At 44.0% G+C, this 15,922-nt stretch carries 15 protein-coding genes; 3 read left to right on the top strand and 12 right to left on the bottom strand.

Annotated elements, in window-relative coordinates; translation table 11 throughout:
- Positions 1-13 precede the first annotated feature (13 nt).
- The 5 genes from PDUR_RS02220 to PDUR_RS02200 all read right to left on the bottom strand — a co-directional run bounded on the left by PDUR_RS02220 (position 14) and on the right by PDUR_RS02200 (position 4,389).
- Entirely contained in the window at positions 14-394 is a 381-nt protein-coding gene (locus PDUR_RS02220) for a RidA family protein (RefSeq protein ID WP_042204900.1), read from the bottom strand.
- A 56-nt stretch (positions 395-450) separates the two neighbouring features.
- The gene (locus PDUR_RS02215) at positions 451-1,161 is read right to left on the bottom strand and encodes an NAD(P)H-binding protein (protein WP_042204899.1); all 711 of its coding nucleotides are present in this window, start codon (positions 1,159-1,161) and stop codon (positions 451-453) included.
- Positions 1,162-1,211: 50 nt separating this feature from the next.
- Positions 1,212-2,486, bottom strand: coding sequence for an MFS transporter (locus PDUR_RS02210; RefSeq protein ID WP_042204898.1), 1,275 nt, complete (start codon positions 2,484-2,486; stop codon positions 1,212-1,214).
- 97 nt (positions 2,487-2,583) lie between these two features.
- Positions 2,584-3,999, bottom strand: coding sequence for a sensor histidine kinase (locus PDUR_RS02205; protein ID WP_042204897.1), 1,416 nt, complete (start codon positions 3,997-3,999; stop codon positions 2,584-2,586).
- A 117-nt stretch (positions 4,000-4,116) separates the two neighbouring features.
- On the bottom strand, positions 4,117-4,389 hold the full coding sequence (locus tag PDUR_RS02200; RefSeq protein WP_042204896.1) for a hypothetical protein: 273 nt from the start codon (positions 4,387-4,389) through the stop codon (positions 4,117-4,119).
- A 598-nt stretch (positions 4,390-4,987) separates the two neighbouring features.
- Between PDUR_RS02200 and PDUR_RS02195 the strand changes: the two genes are divergently transcribed.
- The 3 genes from PDUR_RS02195 (at position 4,988) to PDUR_RS02185 (ending at position 8,549) form a co-directional block, all read left to right on the top strand.
- Positions 4,988-6,871 (top strand): FAD-dependent oxidoreductase, encoded by a 1,884-nt coding sequence (locus PDUR_RS02195; protein WP_042204895.1) that lies wholly within the window; start codon positions 4,988-4,990, stop codon positions 6,869-6,871.
- Between the two features lie 229 nt (positions 6,872-7,100).
- A complete protein-coding gene (locus tag PDUR_RS02190) occupies positions 7,101-7,547 on the top strand; it encodes a hypothetical protein (protein WP_042208979.1) in 447 nt (148 codons plus the stop codon).
- A gap of 21 nt (positions 7,548-7,568) precedes the next feature.
- Positions 7,569-8,549, top strand: coding sequence for a polyprenyl synthetase family protein (locus PDUR_RS02185; RefSeq protein WP_042204894.1), 981 nt, complete (start codon positions 7,569-7,571; stop codon positions 8,547-8,549).
- Positions 8,550-8,863: 314 nt separating this feature from the next.
- On the opposite strand, the gene PDUR_RS02180 is transcribed toward PDUR_RS02185, so the two are convergent.
- The 7 genes from PDUR_RS02180 to PDUR_RS02155 form a co-directional block, all read right to left on the bottom strand.
- Entirely contained in the window at positions 8,864-9,361 is a 498-nt protein-coding gene (locus PDUR_RS02180) for a PsbP-related protein (RefSeq protein WP_042204893.1), read from the bottom strand.
- A gap of 20 nt (positions 9,362-9,381) precedes the next feature.
- The gene (locus PDUR_RS02175) at positions 9,382-10,089 is read right to left on the bottom strand and encodes an ABC transporter permease (protein WP_042204892.1); all 708 of its coding nucleotides are present in this window, start codon (positions 10,087-10,089) and stop codon (positions 9,382-9,384) included.
- Positions 10,090-10,138: 49 nt separating this feature from the next.
- Entirely contained in the window at positions 10,139-11,053 is a 915-nt protein-coding gene (locus PDUR_RS02170) for an ABC transporter ATP-binding protein (RefSeq protein WP_052409934.1), read from the bottom strand.
- Positions 11,041-12,336, bottom strand: coding sequence for a radical SAM protein (locus PDUR_RS02165; protein WP_081949345.1), 1,296 nt, complete (start codon positions 12,334-12,336; stop codon positions 11,041-11,043). The genes PDUR_RS02170 and PDUR_RS02165 overlap by 13 nt, the downstream gene beginning before the upstream one ends.
- Positions 12,337-12,343: 7 nt before the next feature.
- Positions 12,344-13,846, bottom strand: a complete 1,503-nt coding sequence (locus PDUR_RS02160; protein ID WP_042204890.1) for a radical SAM protein — start codon at positions 13,844-13,846, stop codon at positions 12,344-12,346.
- A gap of 109 nt (positions 13,847-13,955) precedes the next feature.
- On the bottom strand, positions 13,956-14,087 hold the full coding sequence (locus tag PDUR_RS30030; RefSeq protein WP_269079199.1) for a hypothetical protein: 132 nt from the start codon (positions 14,085-14,087) through the stop codon (positions 13,956-13,958).
- Positions 14,088-15,016: 929 nt separating this feature from the next.
- Positions 15,017-15,898, bottom strand: coding sequence for a UbiA-like polyprenyltransferase (locus PDUR_RS02155; protein WP_042204888.1), 882 nt, complete (start codon positions 15,896-15,898; stop codon positions 15,017-15,019).
- Between the last annotated feature and the right edge of the window lie 24 nt (positions 15,899-15,922).

The following is a 15,922-nucleotide window of genomic DNA, read 5'->3' as shown; positions in this document are numbered from 1 at the left end:
TAGAGTGCCGCAGTTATTTTCTGCGCGCCACCACTTCGATCTCCACGAGTCCGTCTTTGGGCAGACGGGCGACCTCGACCGCGCTGCGCGCCGGATACGGCTCTTTAAAGAAAGAGCTGTACACCTCGTTCACGGCCGCAAAATCATTCATATCCTTCAGGAATACCGTCGTCTTCACTACGAGGTCCAGGGAAGTTCCCGCCTCTTCCAGAATGGCCTGTACGTTCGCCAGCGACTGGCGCGCCTGAGCCTGTACATCTCCCGCCAGCTCGCCCGTGGCTGGGTCAAGTCCCAGTTGGCCGGAGGTGTATACCCAATTCCCGGCGGTAATGGCCTGGCTGTACGGACCGATGGCCCCCGGTGCTTTAGACGTGGCTACCTGTTTTTTGCTCATATCTTAATTTCCTCCCATCATCTATTTACGTCCCCATTGTAAAGCCTTCTCTCTCTTTATTGCAAACATTCCGTATCGCCCCGGACCTGTTCGGAATCCGCAGCAAAGTCCCTTCCAAGCACTTGAATAACATCATTCGGGTAGATATGCATCCCCTTCGGATCAGCCGCCGCAATATGGACCATGGCCCGTGCGACGGCCTCTCCCTTGATGGCGCGGTATTTTGCGGCTTTACCGGCCAGCAAGAACTCCAGCTTCGTCATGAGCCAGGAGGCGATGCGCTCTCCCCGCCTGTACTCCTCCCTCTCTCCCAGCAGGAGAGACGGGCGGAACAGATGCAGCCCCGGAAAGCCCGCGCGGCTTAAGCCCTCTTCCATCCGGCCTTTGGTCCGGCTGTAAAAATTGCGCGAATGCGGATTGGCCCCCATGGAGGATACCGCTAAGAATTGCCCCGCTCCGGCTTCCCTGGCAAGCTTTGCGGCCTGCATAGGATATTCCAGATCGACGCGCTCGAAATTTTTCTGCGATCCGGCCTGTTTAATTGTCGTCCCGAGGCAGCAGAACACGGCGTCCGCTCCTTCGAACAACCCTCCGTACCGCTCCAGCTGCTCCCAATCGATCACATGCTGCTTCAGCCTATCATGACGGATATCAAGCGGTCTGCGCACAAGCGTCCTCACTTCCTTCCAAGCTCCGTGCAGAAGCTCCTCCGTCACCGCCTTTCCTACAAGCCCGGTGGCGCCAAGCACCACTGCCTTTTTGTCCATGGATATTCTCCTTCGATAAATTTTAGACCGGGAATTCCCCCGCGCAAGGTCTAGACATCCTTCAATATTCGGTGCCCCAGCAGCATGATCAGAACGATCATCAGCCCCCCAATGATAAGCTGCATCCCGTATACCTGAACTGCGTGCGGCCAATTTTCGATCCACTCATATACTTTACCGCCGACCAGCGGACCGAAGAACGACGCGAGTCCCGTAAGCGCCGCATACATCGCCATATACATCGGGCGCTCTTTTTTCGGCGTATCCCCGATGATGAAATTGAACGCCAGCTGGTTAAATCCGCCCACTCCCACTCCGAACACAATATGCACGGCCACCAGCACCAGAAGCACCGGAAAGACAGACAGCAGCCCCCACAGCAGCGATGAGGCAGCGATGATGGGCAGTGTCCAGAAGAGAAGGCGCTTGTTGCTGTACTTCGCGTTCAGATTGCCCCAGAAATAGAAGCTCACCATCATGAATACGGTCTGGAACACGGTAAGAAGTGATAACGTTTGGTAATTGATGTGCAGCAGCTGCAGCATCACATAGGAATACAGCGGCACGGTCACATTTTGCAGCAGCAGCCAGAGCGAAAGAAACAGCGTCGATTTCATAAACAGTCCGTCGTGAAGCGGTTTCTTCAACATCGGCATAAACTTTCTTTCGTCTGATTTCTCAAAAGGCACATCGGGATAGAAGAAAAATACGACAACATTGGCCGTGGAAAATATCCATACCACAATATACAAGATCAGAAATCCCTGCCCGCCCGGGTAGTGATCCAGAACAACGCCGCCTCCATACAGGACAAGACTTCCCAAAGCGTTCAGCAGCGTGTTGCGGATACCAAAATAACGCCCCCGCACACGCGGAGGGACCAGATCGCTGATGACCGAACTCCACAGCACCGCTCCAGCGGTATTCACAATAAAAGCAAGGGCGTACAGTATAATGAAAGCGGTCACCCAAAATGGACGTGGAAAAAGGAACGGGACAAGTCCGGTCGATGACCACAGCAGCCGGTGAAGACCGACAAAGGTAACGAGCGCCCACTTGCGGCTCGGCAGCCTCTGAATCAGAAAGGCCACGCCGACCTGCGCGACATTCACCAATGTAGTAAGCGCTATCACAAGGCCGATTTGTCCGGATGAGGCGCCCAGATACAGCAGAAATCCGGTCAGAAACGGCCCCTGAAGCAGCACCTGAAAAATGGTCGCAGGCACGCCTTCCCATGTGGCCATATGCAGGTTCCTGCGGGATGTCGAAAATTTGCGACCTCTTTTTCGGGAATAGGCTCCGGGGCGGCTTCTCATGATCTGCATGGCAGTATAAACACTCCTTTGGCGCGGCTTTGTGCTTCATTTTACTCCGCGCCGCCCCAGCGTCAATACGTCAGAGTTACAAATATAATTGGAGTTTTTATGCCTTCTCCTCTCCGGCTGCCGGCAGGTAAAGAGAGAACGTGCTGCCTTGGCCCTCCTGGCTCTGCAGCGTAATCATCCCGCCGAGAAGCCGGGCCAGATCCCGGCTGATGGACAAGCCCAGGCCGGTCCCTCCGTACTGCCGGCTGATCGTCCCGTCCGCCTGCTGAAACGCCTCGAAGATCGTTAGCTGCTTGTCCTTCGGGATGCCGATGCCGCTGTCCGACACCGCCCACTCGATCCAGGAGGTTTCACGCGCCCCCTGCCGCCGCTTCTCCTGCTGGACCGTCAGCGAAACGCCGCCCTGATGGGTGAACTTGAACGCGTTCGAGAGAAGATTGCGCAGAATCTGCTGCACCCGCTGCGGATCGGTGACCAGCGTCTCCGGCAGGCCTTCTTCCAGCTTAACAGTGAAATCCAGTCCTCTCTGCTTGGCGATCACCTCAAACTGCTGGTAGAGCAGCATGGAAATCTCGCTGATGTTGACCTCTTCATGGACGATTTCCAGCTTGCCGGCCTCCACCTTGGACAAATCCAGGACATCGTTGATCAATAGAAGCAAATCCTCGCCAGAACGGTGAATAAGGTTTCCGTAAGCCTGAATCTCCTCTCTGGCGGTCGAATCGTCAATCTCCGCAATAAGCTCGGACAGATTGAGAATGCCGTTTAGGGGAGTGCGCAGCTCATGCGACATATTGGCCAAAAATTCCGACTTATATTGCGATGCCAGCAGAAGCTGCTTCGCCCGTTCTTCCAGAACGATTCTATTCTTATAAAGTTCCTCCGTCTGTTTGGAGAGCAGCGCATTGGCCCCTTCAATCTGCCGAATTCGCTCACGCTCCAGATGAAAATCGCGGGCAATCAGCGCAAACAGAACGCTAAGTGCTATACCCGCCGGGAAGGTGATCGGCATAATCTTCGATATATATTCATAGAAGGAGATGACTCCGAATAGACTGATGTTGACCGCATTGAAGAAGTTGACCGCCAGAATAATAATCAGGCCCTTAGAAGTCATAGACATGGATGAACGGCGAATCCAGGGGGAAATGGCAGCGCAAATGAAACCCAGAATGGAGAGATTGAGCACACCCGCAGCCGCAGCCAAATTAATGCCGAACGTAAATCGCATCAGGCCGGTCCCCACCCCGATCAAAATCAGCAGTAAGGGCTCCGGGAAAGCTATGGCGGAGATAATTAGCGGAACATAGCGCAGATCGAAAATAACCTGCTCATCGAGCCTGTAACCGAAGAAAGAACTGAGCCAGCCAGCAAAAATAGCCATAATAACCCATATTACCTGCTTGAGCTGTTCAGGAACACGGGTAATAGTATGCTTGAACAGCAGATTGGCCAGATAAGCCAAAGTTATCAGCAGCGCCGTATTAACGAAAAATATTTTTATGTACTCCATGCATTCACTCCCAAAAAACGCCAAATGATCTATCAATATTATACTATCACATAAAATAATTAATTTTAATCATTTTGGCGCTTTCAGGCCTAAGCGGAAAAAGAGCGCAAATCAGATTCAATTTGCGCTCTTCTTCATATGGAAAAAACGGGGCCAGGCTAAATGCCAGTGTCTGCCAAGCCCCAAGAAGCGATGCTGCTTGGAACTAGCAGGCTCCTGTGGCGTTTCGGGTGCGTCCCTGGAAATATTCGGCGTTTCTGTCCATGTCTCTTCATCCGGCAGCATGTAATACCTAAAGTGATAAGTGCAGGTGGTGTCTCCCTGCTGGGTAAGCACGCGGTCATTGCGGATCTCGATAATCCTCCCGGCAATCACATGGGAATTATACATAGACATCGCCTTCCTTTAATAAACAGTGATTTCATACTGGTTACTGGATAAAATGCAGGGGCCATGGCTTTTCTACAGTAGAATTACCCTTCCATATTTAGGATGAATCTTCTAAATTATTTAGGATGAATTCCTCATCATTCTTCGCTGAAACGAATCGGGTCGGATTTTGTCACATTTTTTGGTTGATTAATCTATTAATCTATTCAAAACTTCGATATAATCGACCTATAAAATAGAGCGTTATTCTATAAAGTGATTGTTTTCACAAATGTATTGGAAAAATTATGCTAAGATTCTTTCGCTAATTAAGCAAATATATAAAATTTTATCTATTAATTTCAATCGTTCATACACTGATGGGATTAAGAAGTCTAAAGTCCTAGCTCCTCAGTGACATAGATCAATTACATAGTGATATTCATCACATTTTTTTGTTGTTTCAATGTTTTACATTTTAATATATATATTTTAAACTTTCTGGGGGTTATACCATCATGAGAAAGGCAGCAGCAGTAGTATCCAGCGCCCTGCTCCCCGGCTTGCTTGCCGCATGCAGCTTTCTTACAGTTAATCAGATGAACGAGGTGAATGTCTTTTGAAAAGAATCGTGATACTTGGCGGTGGCTACGGCGGCGTACTCACAGCCAAAAAACTCGCAAAGAAATTAAAAAACAATAAAGACGTAGAGATCAAGCTGATCGACCGGAACCCCTACCATACGCTGCTGACTGAGCTGCATGAGGTTTCGGCAAACCGCGCTCCCGAGGATTCGATCAAGATCGACCTGAAGAAAATTTTTGCCGGCCTCAAGGTAGACGTTGTTCTCGACGAGATCAGCGATATTGACTTCAAAGGCAAGAAGCTGACATCCGAAAAAGCCGTCTATGAGTATGATTATCTCGTTATCGGCACAGGCAGCAAGCCGACCTTCTTCGGTATTCCCGGCGCTGAAGAGAACACCTTCTCTTTCTGGTCCTATGACGACGCTGTGGCGCTGAAGCGCCAAATCCGCGACATGTTCACGCAGGCAGCTAAAGAGAAGAAACCGGAAGTCCGCCGTTCCATGCTGACCTTTGTCATTGTCGGCGCCGGCTTTACCGGTGTTGAGCTGGTAGGCGAAATGGCGGAATACCGCGAAGAGCTGTGCAAAGAATTCTTTATCGATCCAAAAGAAGTACGGCTGATCGTTGCCGACATGGCTCCGAAGATCCTGCCGATCCTGCCGGATAAGCTGATCCGTAAAGCCGAGGCGCATTTGCGCAAGCTGAACGTAGAGATCGTCACCGGCGCTAAGATTACCGAAGTGGGCAAAGGCAGCGTCTCTCTCGGCGAGAACAACGTGGTGAGCGCGCATACTATCGTCTGGACGGCAGGCGTCGAAGGCTCCGAGCTTGTGGGCAAGCTTGATGTCCAGCAGCAAGGCCGCAAACGCATCGTAACCAACGAGCATCTGGAAAGCGTCGACCACAAGAACGTATATATTGTCGGCGACAACATCTTCTACATTGTCGAAGGAGAGCAGCGTCCGGTTCCGCAGATGGTTGAGAATGCCGAGCTTGCCGCTCCGCTGATTGCCGGCAACATTGTAGCCGATATTAACGGAACCGCGAAAAAAGGATACAAACCGGCCTTCCACGGTACGATGGTATCGATCGGAAGCCGCTACGGCGTAGCCAATGTCGGCCTTCCGAACAAAATGTTCATGCTCACCGGATTTTTGGCCATGTTCGCTAAGCATATGATCAATATCTACTATTTGTCCGGTGTCGCCGGCTTCAACAAAGTATGGACTTACATGATGCACGAGTTCTTCCACGTGGAGAACCGCAGAAGCTTCGTCGGCGGATATTTCTCCAAGCGTTCGCCTAACTTCTGGCTCGTTCCGCTCCGCATGCTGCTCGGCGGCATGTGGCTGTATGAAGGCATTGACAAGCTGCAGAAGATTATCGACCAAGGCTGGAGCAAGATCTTCCTGATCCCGGTAGCCCCTTATCTTAAAGATGCGACATCAGCGGCCAGCGAAGCGGTAAGTAACGTCAAGGAAACGGTCGACGCTCAATCGGCGGCATCGGCGGTCGATACCGCCAAAGAAGCGGTTTCCGCCCTTCCGGTTCCAAAGTTCATCTACAACATTTCGAACTGGTTCATGGACCTCTTGTTCTATCAACCGGACGGCAACTATACGTTCCTTGCCAAGTGGTTCCAGCTCGGTATGGTATGCGCCGAAATCATCTTTGGTATCATGCTCATCGTCGGCCTGTTCACTGCGATCGCTTCAATAGCGACGATAGGCATGGCCGTCATGATCTGGACAACCAAGATGGCAGCCACAGAAATGCTGTGGTATGTTGCGGCGGCAATCGCCTGCATCGGCGGTTCCGGCAGCGTCTTCGGTCTCGATTACTATGTTCTCCCTTGGCTTAAGAAGCAATGGAAGAAAGTTCCGTTTGTAAGGCGCTGGTATTTGTATACCGACTGAACGCTCTGAATTCATCGGTTCATCTGCCCGTCATCATAAAATAGCCATTCGTTACAAACATTATATAAGTGATTTATGTGTTTTCTGTGTAATCATACAAGCTTAATAACCAAACTTTATGGAGTAATGTGTCCTTCAGGCACATTACTCTCCTTATTTAAGAGTGGTTTTGCAGGAGGATTCGGCTTTGACCGCTTCTCAGCAAAACCGAAACGAAGGAGAGAATCCCGTGAACAGGCAACTCATTGGGGATACCATTCGGCTGCTCCAGGCTGAATTGTCGCCCATCGCCGGAATTCAGCTTTCTCTCTCTCCCGGGGAAGGCGAAGATCTTCTCTCGGTAATGGAAGGCTTCAATCTGGAATACAGCCGCAAACTGCATCTGATGGGTATTTATATCATTCTTTCCGAGGCTGCCCGGTATCATATGGAATGCACTGCAAATCATCCGGGCTTGATCCGCAATGTGCTGGATGGAGATTATTTATACAGCTTCTACCTTCAATTCGCCATAAAGTATCGTGAACTGGATCTCGTAGTCCATCTGGCGCCTTTTATTAAGCAGCAGCAGATCAGGAGGTCGAACGGGGACTATGCCGAGCTGAACCTCACGGCCCAAATCGGACAGTTCCTGAACGCCGAATCAAAGAACACGGCAAATCGGAAAAAGTGTTAGAACAGGTGGGATCGCACCAACATGAAACTTCACGAAGCCTTGAATATCGATATTGCAGAAGTTAACCGTGAAATTGAACGTCTCGTAACGAGCGACAAGGATGTCCCCGTAGGCTCACCGCTGGCGACAAGCATCTTGGAGCTCATCGCCTCCGGCGGTAAACGGCTTCGGCCGCTTATGGTGATTGTCGGAAGCCGGTTCGGCCGGAAGAGAACCAGCCGCCGAACGTTACAACTGGCCGCTGCGGCCGAGTTCATCCATGCCGCCTCGCTCGTCCATGATGATATCATCGACGACGCCAAGCTGCGGCGCGGCAGTCCCGCCCTGCATACCAAGACGGGCGTCCTCTCCGCCGTCCATATCGGCAATTACATGTCGGCACGGGTGATCGAACTGTTAAGCAAGCAGGCAAAGGATAAAAACCGTTATGTGCATGATCTGTCAGCTGTCGCCACCACCCAGTTGTGCATCGGGGAATATCAGCAGATGGAGCACGCCTACGATTACGATATTACCATGGACGAATATCTGGAGAAATCACTCAACAAGACGGCTCTGCTAATGGCCACCTGCCTTCGTGTGGGAGCGCTGTCGGCCGCAAGCACGAAAGAGACGGCCGAGGCTCTGTACGCATTCGGCGAGGCGCTTGGCATCGCCTTTCAGATTCAGGACGATCTGCTGGACTTCACCCAATCGTCAGAGACCCTCGGGAAGCCTGCCGGCAGCGATCTCCGCCACGGTCAGGTCACCCTGCCCGTAATTTACGCGCTGCAGGACCCTGAGCTTGCAGCCCGCATCCGCCGCATCGGCCCCGGCTCTTCGGATGCCGATGTCAAGGATGCTCTGGCGGCAATCTCCGGCAGCGATGCGCTCGCCCGCACGGAAGAAACGAGCCGCCGTTACCTGGAACAGGCGGCGGCCATTGCTAAGCGGCTGTCCTCCTATCCTGCGCATGCGGATCTGGAGACGCTGATTGCATTCTTTGCGTCCAGGAACCACTGATATTGAACAAAAGAACGATTTCGGTCAATCCAACCAGAAATCGTTCTTTTGTCCACCCTAATTTTCGCTTATTTTCTCAAACGACTATATATAAAAATAATCAAAAGAACTCCACATAATATTAAAGAAACCATTGGTTTAATAAGCGCAGAGAACATCACGAAAAATGCGCAAATTATTGCGAAATTCCTTTCTTTCTTACTCATTTCAAAATAATCCTTTCCAAACTAATGCGAACAATATACTGAGAAGACATGCACTAAATCCTAATATTATTTTTGATGTTAGGCTAAGTTTCTTTTTTCCCATTATAATCACTCCTCGTTCATTATTCTAAAGCTCTCTTTTACTTTATTGAAATCATTTACAACATATGAGTATGAGCTTTCTTCACTTGTACATGTTATGGAATATACTTTATTATTTTTAAAATATATATATTGTTTAAAAATCAGAGTGATATCGTTATTCACCAACCCGGAATATATCAGTTCCACCATAGTCATATCATTATTTGCTTCAACAATTTTCTTGCTTTTGATTTTTGGTTTACTCAGATATTTACTAAGATCATCTATTGTCTTATTCATTATCTTTTGAATATGATTTCTGGAATTCTGTACAGAATATATCATTAAATTGATATTTGGAAAAAAACCAAATTGGTTGGGATCAGATTCTTTTAATATGGCTTGTTTTGCTTGAATAGTAACTACTGTATTATATTGATTTTCATTCACAATCCATTCTTGGGGATAGTCAAAGGTTATATTGTAAAATTCATTCTTAAATTTACTATATGCCGAATTCAATATAATTCCTCCTGTCAGTCTCACTTTCCTATGATTCGCTCTTTGGGTATACGATTTACCACGATAGATGCCGTAAATATTGCGAGTATGCCTATTGCTGTTGAAATTAAACAAACGATCAACGAGGGAAAATTATATATCAGTTTAATTGACAAATTCCATATTCCTAGGTACGAAATCAAAGGAAACAGAAAGCTTATAATATCCACTTTATTAAAATACCAATATACAATCGATAATAAGGCTAAGGTCCCAAATCCAAGCATTGGCATACTAACAAATGTAAGAAAAAATGTAAGTAATGTGTATTTAAAGTCTACGTTAAAAGCAATTTTCATAAATAAAATATGCAATAAAACGGTAAAAATTAGTGCGATAAACGTATATAGGACTGTAATTGTCATCTTTCCAAACCACAATGATCTCTTATCTATACCATTAGCCAATAAAATTTGTATCGTTTTGTCTTTTCTTTCATCATTAAGAAATCGGTTTATAAATGTATGACCTAGGAAAAGAACTACAAGAACCGATAAATACATTGTTAAAGCTCCAAATTGTGTCGCTTTCATCTCGCCGCTAATATCAGTTCTATTAAGGAGAGGTGAAACGGTAATATACTGAAGCACGTTGGTAGTTACAATAGTTAAGAGAAATACTCCTTTCATGGATCGTAAAATCTCTTTATTTTCCTTCCAAATCACTGCTTTAAGATCGGTAATATTCATATTGCTCCTCTCCTGATTCAATCCTTTGATTAACAGTTAATAGGCTTGTTTATTTAATATAGTTGAGATATGTCTCTGTTAAATTCTGTTTATTATTATATATCTCAACGAATTTTATATTATTTTCAAATAATAGCCCTGGAATGTCCAGGTCTGCATCTTCTTCATTTAGCTTTATAATGATCTCATTCGGAAATACAGAAAAATATTGAGGATCAATAAATTTCGCCAAAATTTCCGATAGGTACTTTTCTTCATATGCTTTTGCCAGCCTAACATGGACACATTGTATCTTTGGTTCTCTCAATAAATTATCTCTCAAGTCATTTTTTATAATCCTTCCCCCGTTGATAATAATGATTTTATCTGCCAGTTCTTCTATATCAGCCATTACATGAGACGTAAGAAAAACTGCGATTTGGCTCTCCTTTGAAATTTTTTTGATTAATTTTATGATTTTATCTCTGCTTTCTATATCTATTCCATCAAAGGGTTCATCAAGTAGCAAGAGTTCCGGTTTAAAAAGCAAAGCCCTCGCAATGGCCAACTTTCTTTGCATTCCTTTTGACAAGGATTTCACAATAGAATTTCTTCTTGACTCCAATTGAAATTCAGATAAAAAATAATCTATTAATTCATTTCCTTTTTTTTTACCAACTCCTTTTAAACGTGTGAAGAATTCCAGATTTTCTTGGACCGTTAACCGTGGGTATAACCCATTTGCATCAAAAACAGCACTTATATTTTTTTCTTTATTACTTGCTATATTTTTTTGATTGATATACACATTTCCTTCATCAATGGATATAAGATCTGTTATAGCCTGAAGTGTAGTTGTTTTACCGGAACCATTTGGCCCTAAGTATCCTACAATTTCTCCTCTTTTAATCTCAAATGATACATTATCTAAAGCGGTTAGGTTTCCGTAGTTTTTTGTCAATGATTCAATTCTTACAAGTTCCAAGCAAAATCACTTCTTTCCTTTTCATTTATCCAACGGGAAAGCTCGGGATCATATGTACACATATACTCTTTTAAATCTTCATTTTCCTCAATCTTCAATTCCAGATTTACACAATCGATACAACCATATCTATTTTCGCAATTTGCACACAAAGAAGCAGACGATTTGGTTCGTTCCCAATATTCTTTATGCAGGTTATTCTTCACAACCCCATTAATGCCTTCATCATCATATATATTTCCTAATTTTTTGTTAATGAACGGGCAAGGCAAAATATCACCATTAAATGCAATAGCTAATTTCTTATTTAAACAGGAATTAAAATTGTCTCTATAGAAATATTCAAAATGGCTTATATCTTCTACCCGGTCTTGCCCTGTGATCGAACTGATGAGTTTGGGTAACTTTTGACCATAGTTAATCATTTCGGTATTGTGAATTTTTGAAGCATTAAATTTGTTCATTAAATCCAATTTACTCTCATAATCTTTAACATCTGGGGATGTAATAAATAAATTAAATTGATAATTTATGTTATACTTTTCGGAAATAGAGACAGCTTTTTGCAGAGCTTCATTACTCTCTTCTTTTCCGGAATTGGAATCAAAAACATTGAATATTAGTGTAATATTATATTTGAGTAACGATTCAAGCTTTTTCTCATCTATTGTAGTTGGAGGACAATGAATAAAGATATTGGAGCCGTTAAACTTGTGGATTCGTTCAATCGCGGATAACAGATGATTCCATTCTTGAAAAGGATTTCCTCCGGAGAATATTATATTTTTTATTTTAAAATTCGAAAATTGATCCAGTCCATCAATTAAATCTGTTATGTTATGATCATTGCTATTATTAGCATTCCAGACTGCACAAGAATTACATCCTTGAAATTCAATTCTATCTTCTTTACCACAAAATCCACAATTCATTGAACATTGATTAGTTAATTGAATATATAAATTATCAATTTCAAAAGGAGGCTCAAAATACCCACTTAAATTAAAATTAGCATTCTGACTATATCCTTCAACATAAACGTTATTTTTATATAAAATTCCAATAGAATTTAATAATAAGTAGTTTAATATCTCCTTCGTTTGCTGTTCTCCGAGCTTCTCTTGTACTTCTTCTATGCTTTTTGTTAAAAACACCTCCAGAATTTCTGTCTCAGTTTTTGTTAAATGAATGGTTCTTCCATGGCCCAACAAATATAGGGTTGATCTTAATTTCCCCTTGCTATATTTTACGTCCGGATACAATTTAAAATAACCCACTGCCATTCACTCCTCACCCTCTAAATTCGAATGATTTTTCAACTTGTTTCCAAAATCTATCGTAGGCCTGATTATTTTTTTCAAGAACTGTATATATGACGGATAATGCATCCTTGCATTCTTTTTTCCATCTGGAGCAGAAATCTTTCTCTGGATAATTAAAGCCGGAGTCCTCGTTACAAGAAGCAAAGCATAAAGGGCAAGTTTTTTCCACACTGCAGCTCTCGCATTTACTACATATTTCCTTATTGTATTGTGTTATTATCTTTTCAATATTTTTATAGTTGAAGCCCTTATCAATATGACCAACTGGAAAAGTTTCATTAATTCTTTCACACATGTCTATAGTACCATCTACCCTAACAAACATTCTGATTCCCGGAATACAACTATTGGTAAATGGCATTATTGATGGTCTGATATCTTGTATCCTGCGTCTCATTAAAAATGGACCCAACTGCATATCAAAAAGCATCTCTAAATAGTTGGAGATCTTTTCGTTATTTTGTTTCTTTTTTATGTAAGTCTTTCTTAAAGTATTTATTTGACTGTTATAAGCTTCAAAGTCCTCTTTTGAAAATTGATTGTAATAATCGGTATTTTTACTCGCCACTCTATTAAGCATTAATATGTGAGGCAAAGACTCTTCTTCAAAATAATCTGTATTTTCAATTAAATCGGTAGCAATATCATAAACCCCCATTATACCTAATTTAGTATAATTAGGATACTTTTTCATAAATAGTTTCAAATTTTCATACACTTTGTTATATGTAGAATCATGCCTCAAGGTGACTCTATTCTTGTCATGATTTTTACTGCTTCCATCAAGACTGATAGCTATATTAATATTATAACGTACAATAAAATCCATAATCTCTTCATCCAATAATGATCCATTGGATGTCATATTGTAAATTAAAGGAACGGGAGAATGCTCCTCTGCATATTCAACCAATTTCTTAATCAAATCAAAATTCAGCAAAGGCTCCCCGCCATAAAAGGTTATTCCAGCCTTTTTATTAGGCACTTTTTTTAATATTTCTTTTAAATTTTGAAAATAAAAATCAATAGACTTTTTTCCAGTTGCGAAATCCATTGATCTTCCTGTTCTATTTCTAGTGAAATCATATGTTTCCGTGACATAACAGTACTTACATCGAAAATTACAGTTCTCGGTCAAATTTAACACCATGAGATAGGTATCATTAGCAAGCGCGTTTTTAATCTCATCTATATTAGCAGACGTATCTCTAACTTTACCGTTACCGCTTTCTCTATAAAAACCTTTGAAAACATTAGTCCATCTGCTTACAAATTTCACTGCACTAATTACTTCATGCAAATCGAATTCCTGAGACAACTGTTTTATTGTTTCTTGTTCATTTTCTTTTTTCAGAAGCTCTATTGCCTTTTCCATGACCTCATTTGTTGGAATTACAATACTTGTGATTCCATCATAGATATAGTTGTTTCCACTCTCTGTTGTAAATTTTTCCGCCAGCAAGATTTTCATTCTTCCACTCTCCCTTGAATACAATCGGGTATGACATATACATCTTTAATAATAAAAATGTAATGTCATACCCTTTCTTTAAAAGAAAATGATTATTAAGATCCCAACGCTATGCCTGTACCACCGCCACCGAAAGTACCGCCCAAAGCTCCAATTGCGGTTCCGGCACCGGCAGTGATAATACATCCGACCGCACAACCTCCAGCACATGAAACCGTGCATCCAACTCCACTACAATCAATTGCCATTCTCAATCTCTCCTTTAAATGGTTATTTGATAAGCTCTTATCTATTTCAGGATATATATTCCAACAAAACATGTCAATATCTTTAATTTTCAGTTATTTTTTTACATTTTTTAATTGCTTCAAAGCCCCAACCACCGGCTTAGCCAGTGGCTTCTGTTAAAATCAATTCCAGCACAGAAGTTGATTTGAAAGAGACGACCTTTTGAAAAAGTCTACCACGTTCGCTATCTCTTAGTTTAAACCTTATTGACTGAAGCGATGACCAAGTTTACACAAAGCCAACTTCTGCTCTTTTTGGCATGCGGCTTTAGGTTAGTGGACAGTTACCTTTCGGGCATTGGACAAGTGGTAACAAGCGGCTTAATCCCTGTTTGTTATTCTACTTTTTCTACCAAAGCCAGCAAGGTCCCTAAGAATCGTTCAAGTATTTGTTTCATCGACTTCCATCAAACTATAACCGGGCAAGGAAACGTCATTTGGGCATCTCTAAAATTTCAGATAAGAATGTCTATTTGTCGCGCCTACAAATTCCAGAAACTTATAATCAACAGGCGTGCTATTACTGGATTTTTGACACGCTGAAATAAGCAGTAACTCTACACGTTTGTCGATATCCACATCTAAAAAACTTTCCTTCCAACCTTTCAAAATAATTACGGAAGTATTAACGCCCTGAATGTGGCAAATGCCTTTTTACGCTGGCTTCTATTACGATCTGGCGCTTAAGTTTGCATACACTCCCTATCTAGAAACAAGTCTTGTTTCATAGCATTAAATTTGAGAGACAACTAACGTCAAAGAAAACAAACTACTGGAAGCTGTATTGTCTCCGGTAAATTCCCCTTAGATTGGAACAAAAAAGAACCACCCCTAGGTCTAAAGATTGACCTTAAGGACAGTCCTTGTCTAACTTCGAAGCAGACTAAAGCAGGAAATAATCAACCAGCGTACAAGCCAAAATAACTGTGCTAATCACCTGATTCAAATTATAAGAAGCAACCTTCATCAGCTGCCGGTTCGAAGGCTTGATGATTTTATGCTCCGTCATCAGAAGCAGCATCGCTATGCCGATGCCGGCAAGATACATCCAGCCGAGACCGCGCCACTGGTATAGAAAAAGCAGTAGCATAATCATGATGAAATGCAGCGCCGCCGCAATACGCAGCGCGTTCTGAAGCCCGAAATAGCTGGGAATGGACCACAGCCCGATGCGGCGGTCGAATTCGATATCCTGGGTGCCGTATATAATGTCGAAGCCGGCGATCCACAGCATAACGACCGTCCCGATGACAAAAGGCGTAAACGCGATTTGTCCGGTTACCGCAAACCACGCGCCGATCGGAGCCGAAGCGATGACGAATCCAAGGTACAGATGGCTGAGATAGGTGAATCGTTTCGTATACGAGTAAGATGAGATCAGCACAATCGCCACCGGCGAAAGGATCAGGCACAACAGATTCAGCATGCCCGACGCGACGATGAAAATCATATAGTTGACGACGATAAATACGGCGACTTCCTTCTCGGCCAGCAGCCGCTGCGGAAGATGCCGGTGCGCCGTGCGCGGATTCTGGCCGTCAAAGGTCCGGTCAACGAGCCGGTTGAAAGCATTGGCGCCGTTACGTGCGCCGATAAGGGCGATCAGCCCCCACAGCATAATACGGCCCGAAGGCCAGCCGCCAGCCGCCCACACCATAGATATTATGGCAAAGGGCAGCGAGAACAGCGTATGCGAGAACATGACCAGCTCGCTGAACAGTTTAAATTTATGCGCCGCGATTTTGCAGGCGTTAATAATGACCATATTTTGACTTCCCCATTCTTCTCT

It is taken from the genome of Paenibacillus durus (assembly GCF_000756615.1).
GTDB classification, from domain to species: Bacteria; Bacillota; Bacilli; order Paenibacillales; family Paenibacillaceae; genus Paenibacillus_AQ; species Paenibacillus_AQ durus.
Note: the sequence above shows the minus strand (reverse complement) of the source record. Positions and strands in the feature narration are given on the sequence as shown.

Bases quoted from the DNA above. Each gene is read 5' to 3' on its own strand.
- PDUR_RS02165 (WP_081949345.1), bottom strand. From the start codon at position 12,336: ATGGCAGTGGGTTATTTTAAATTGTATCCGGACGTAAAATATAGCAAG.
- PDUR_RS02210 (WP_042204898.1), bottom strand. From the start codon at position 2,486: ATGCAGATCATGAGAAGCCGCCCCGGAGCCTATTCCCGAAAAAGAGGT.
- PDUR_RS02160 (WP_042204890.1), bottom strand. From the start codon at position 13,846: ATGAAAATCTTGCTGGCGGAAAAATTTACAACAGAGAGTGGAAACAAC.
- PDUR_RS02215 (WP_042204899.1), bottom strand. From the start codon at position 1,161: ATGGACAAAAAGGCAGTGGTGCTTGGCGCCACCGGGCTTGTAGGAAAG.
- PDUR_RS02155 (WP_042204888.1), bottom strand. From the start codon at position 15,898: ATGGTCATTATTAACGCCTGCAAAATCGCGGCGCATAAATTTAAACTG.
- PDUR_RS02220 (WP_042204900.1), bottom strand. From the start codon at position 394: ATGAGCAAAAAACAGGTAGCCACGTCTAAAGCACCGGGGGCCATCGGT.
- PDUR_RS02185 (WP_042204894.1), top strand. From the start codon at position 7,569: ATGAAACTTCACGAAGCCTTGAATATCGATATTGCAGAAGTTAACCGT.
- PDUR_RS02200 (WP_042204896.1), bottom strand. From the start codon at position 4,389: ATGTATAATTCCCATGTGATTGCCGGGAGGATTATCGAGATCCGCAAT.
- PDUR_RS02205 (WP_042204897.1), bottom strand. From the start codon at position 3,999: ATGGAGTACATAAAAATATTTTTCGTTAATACGGCGCTGCTGATAACT.
- PDUR_RS02175 (WP_042204892.1), bottom strand. From the start codon at position 10,089: ATGAATATTACCGATCTTAAAGCAGTGATTTGGAAGGAAAATAAAGAG.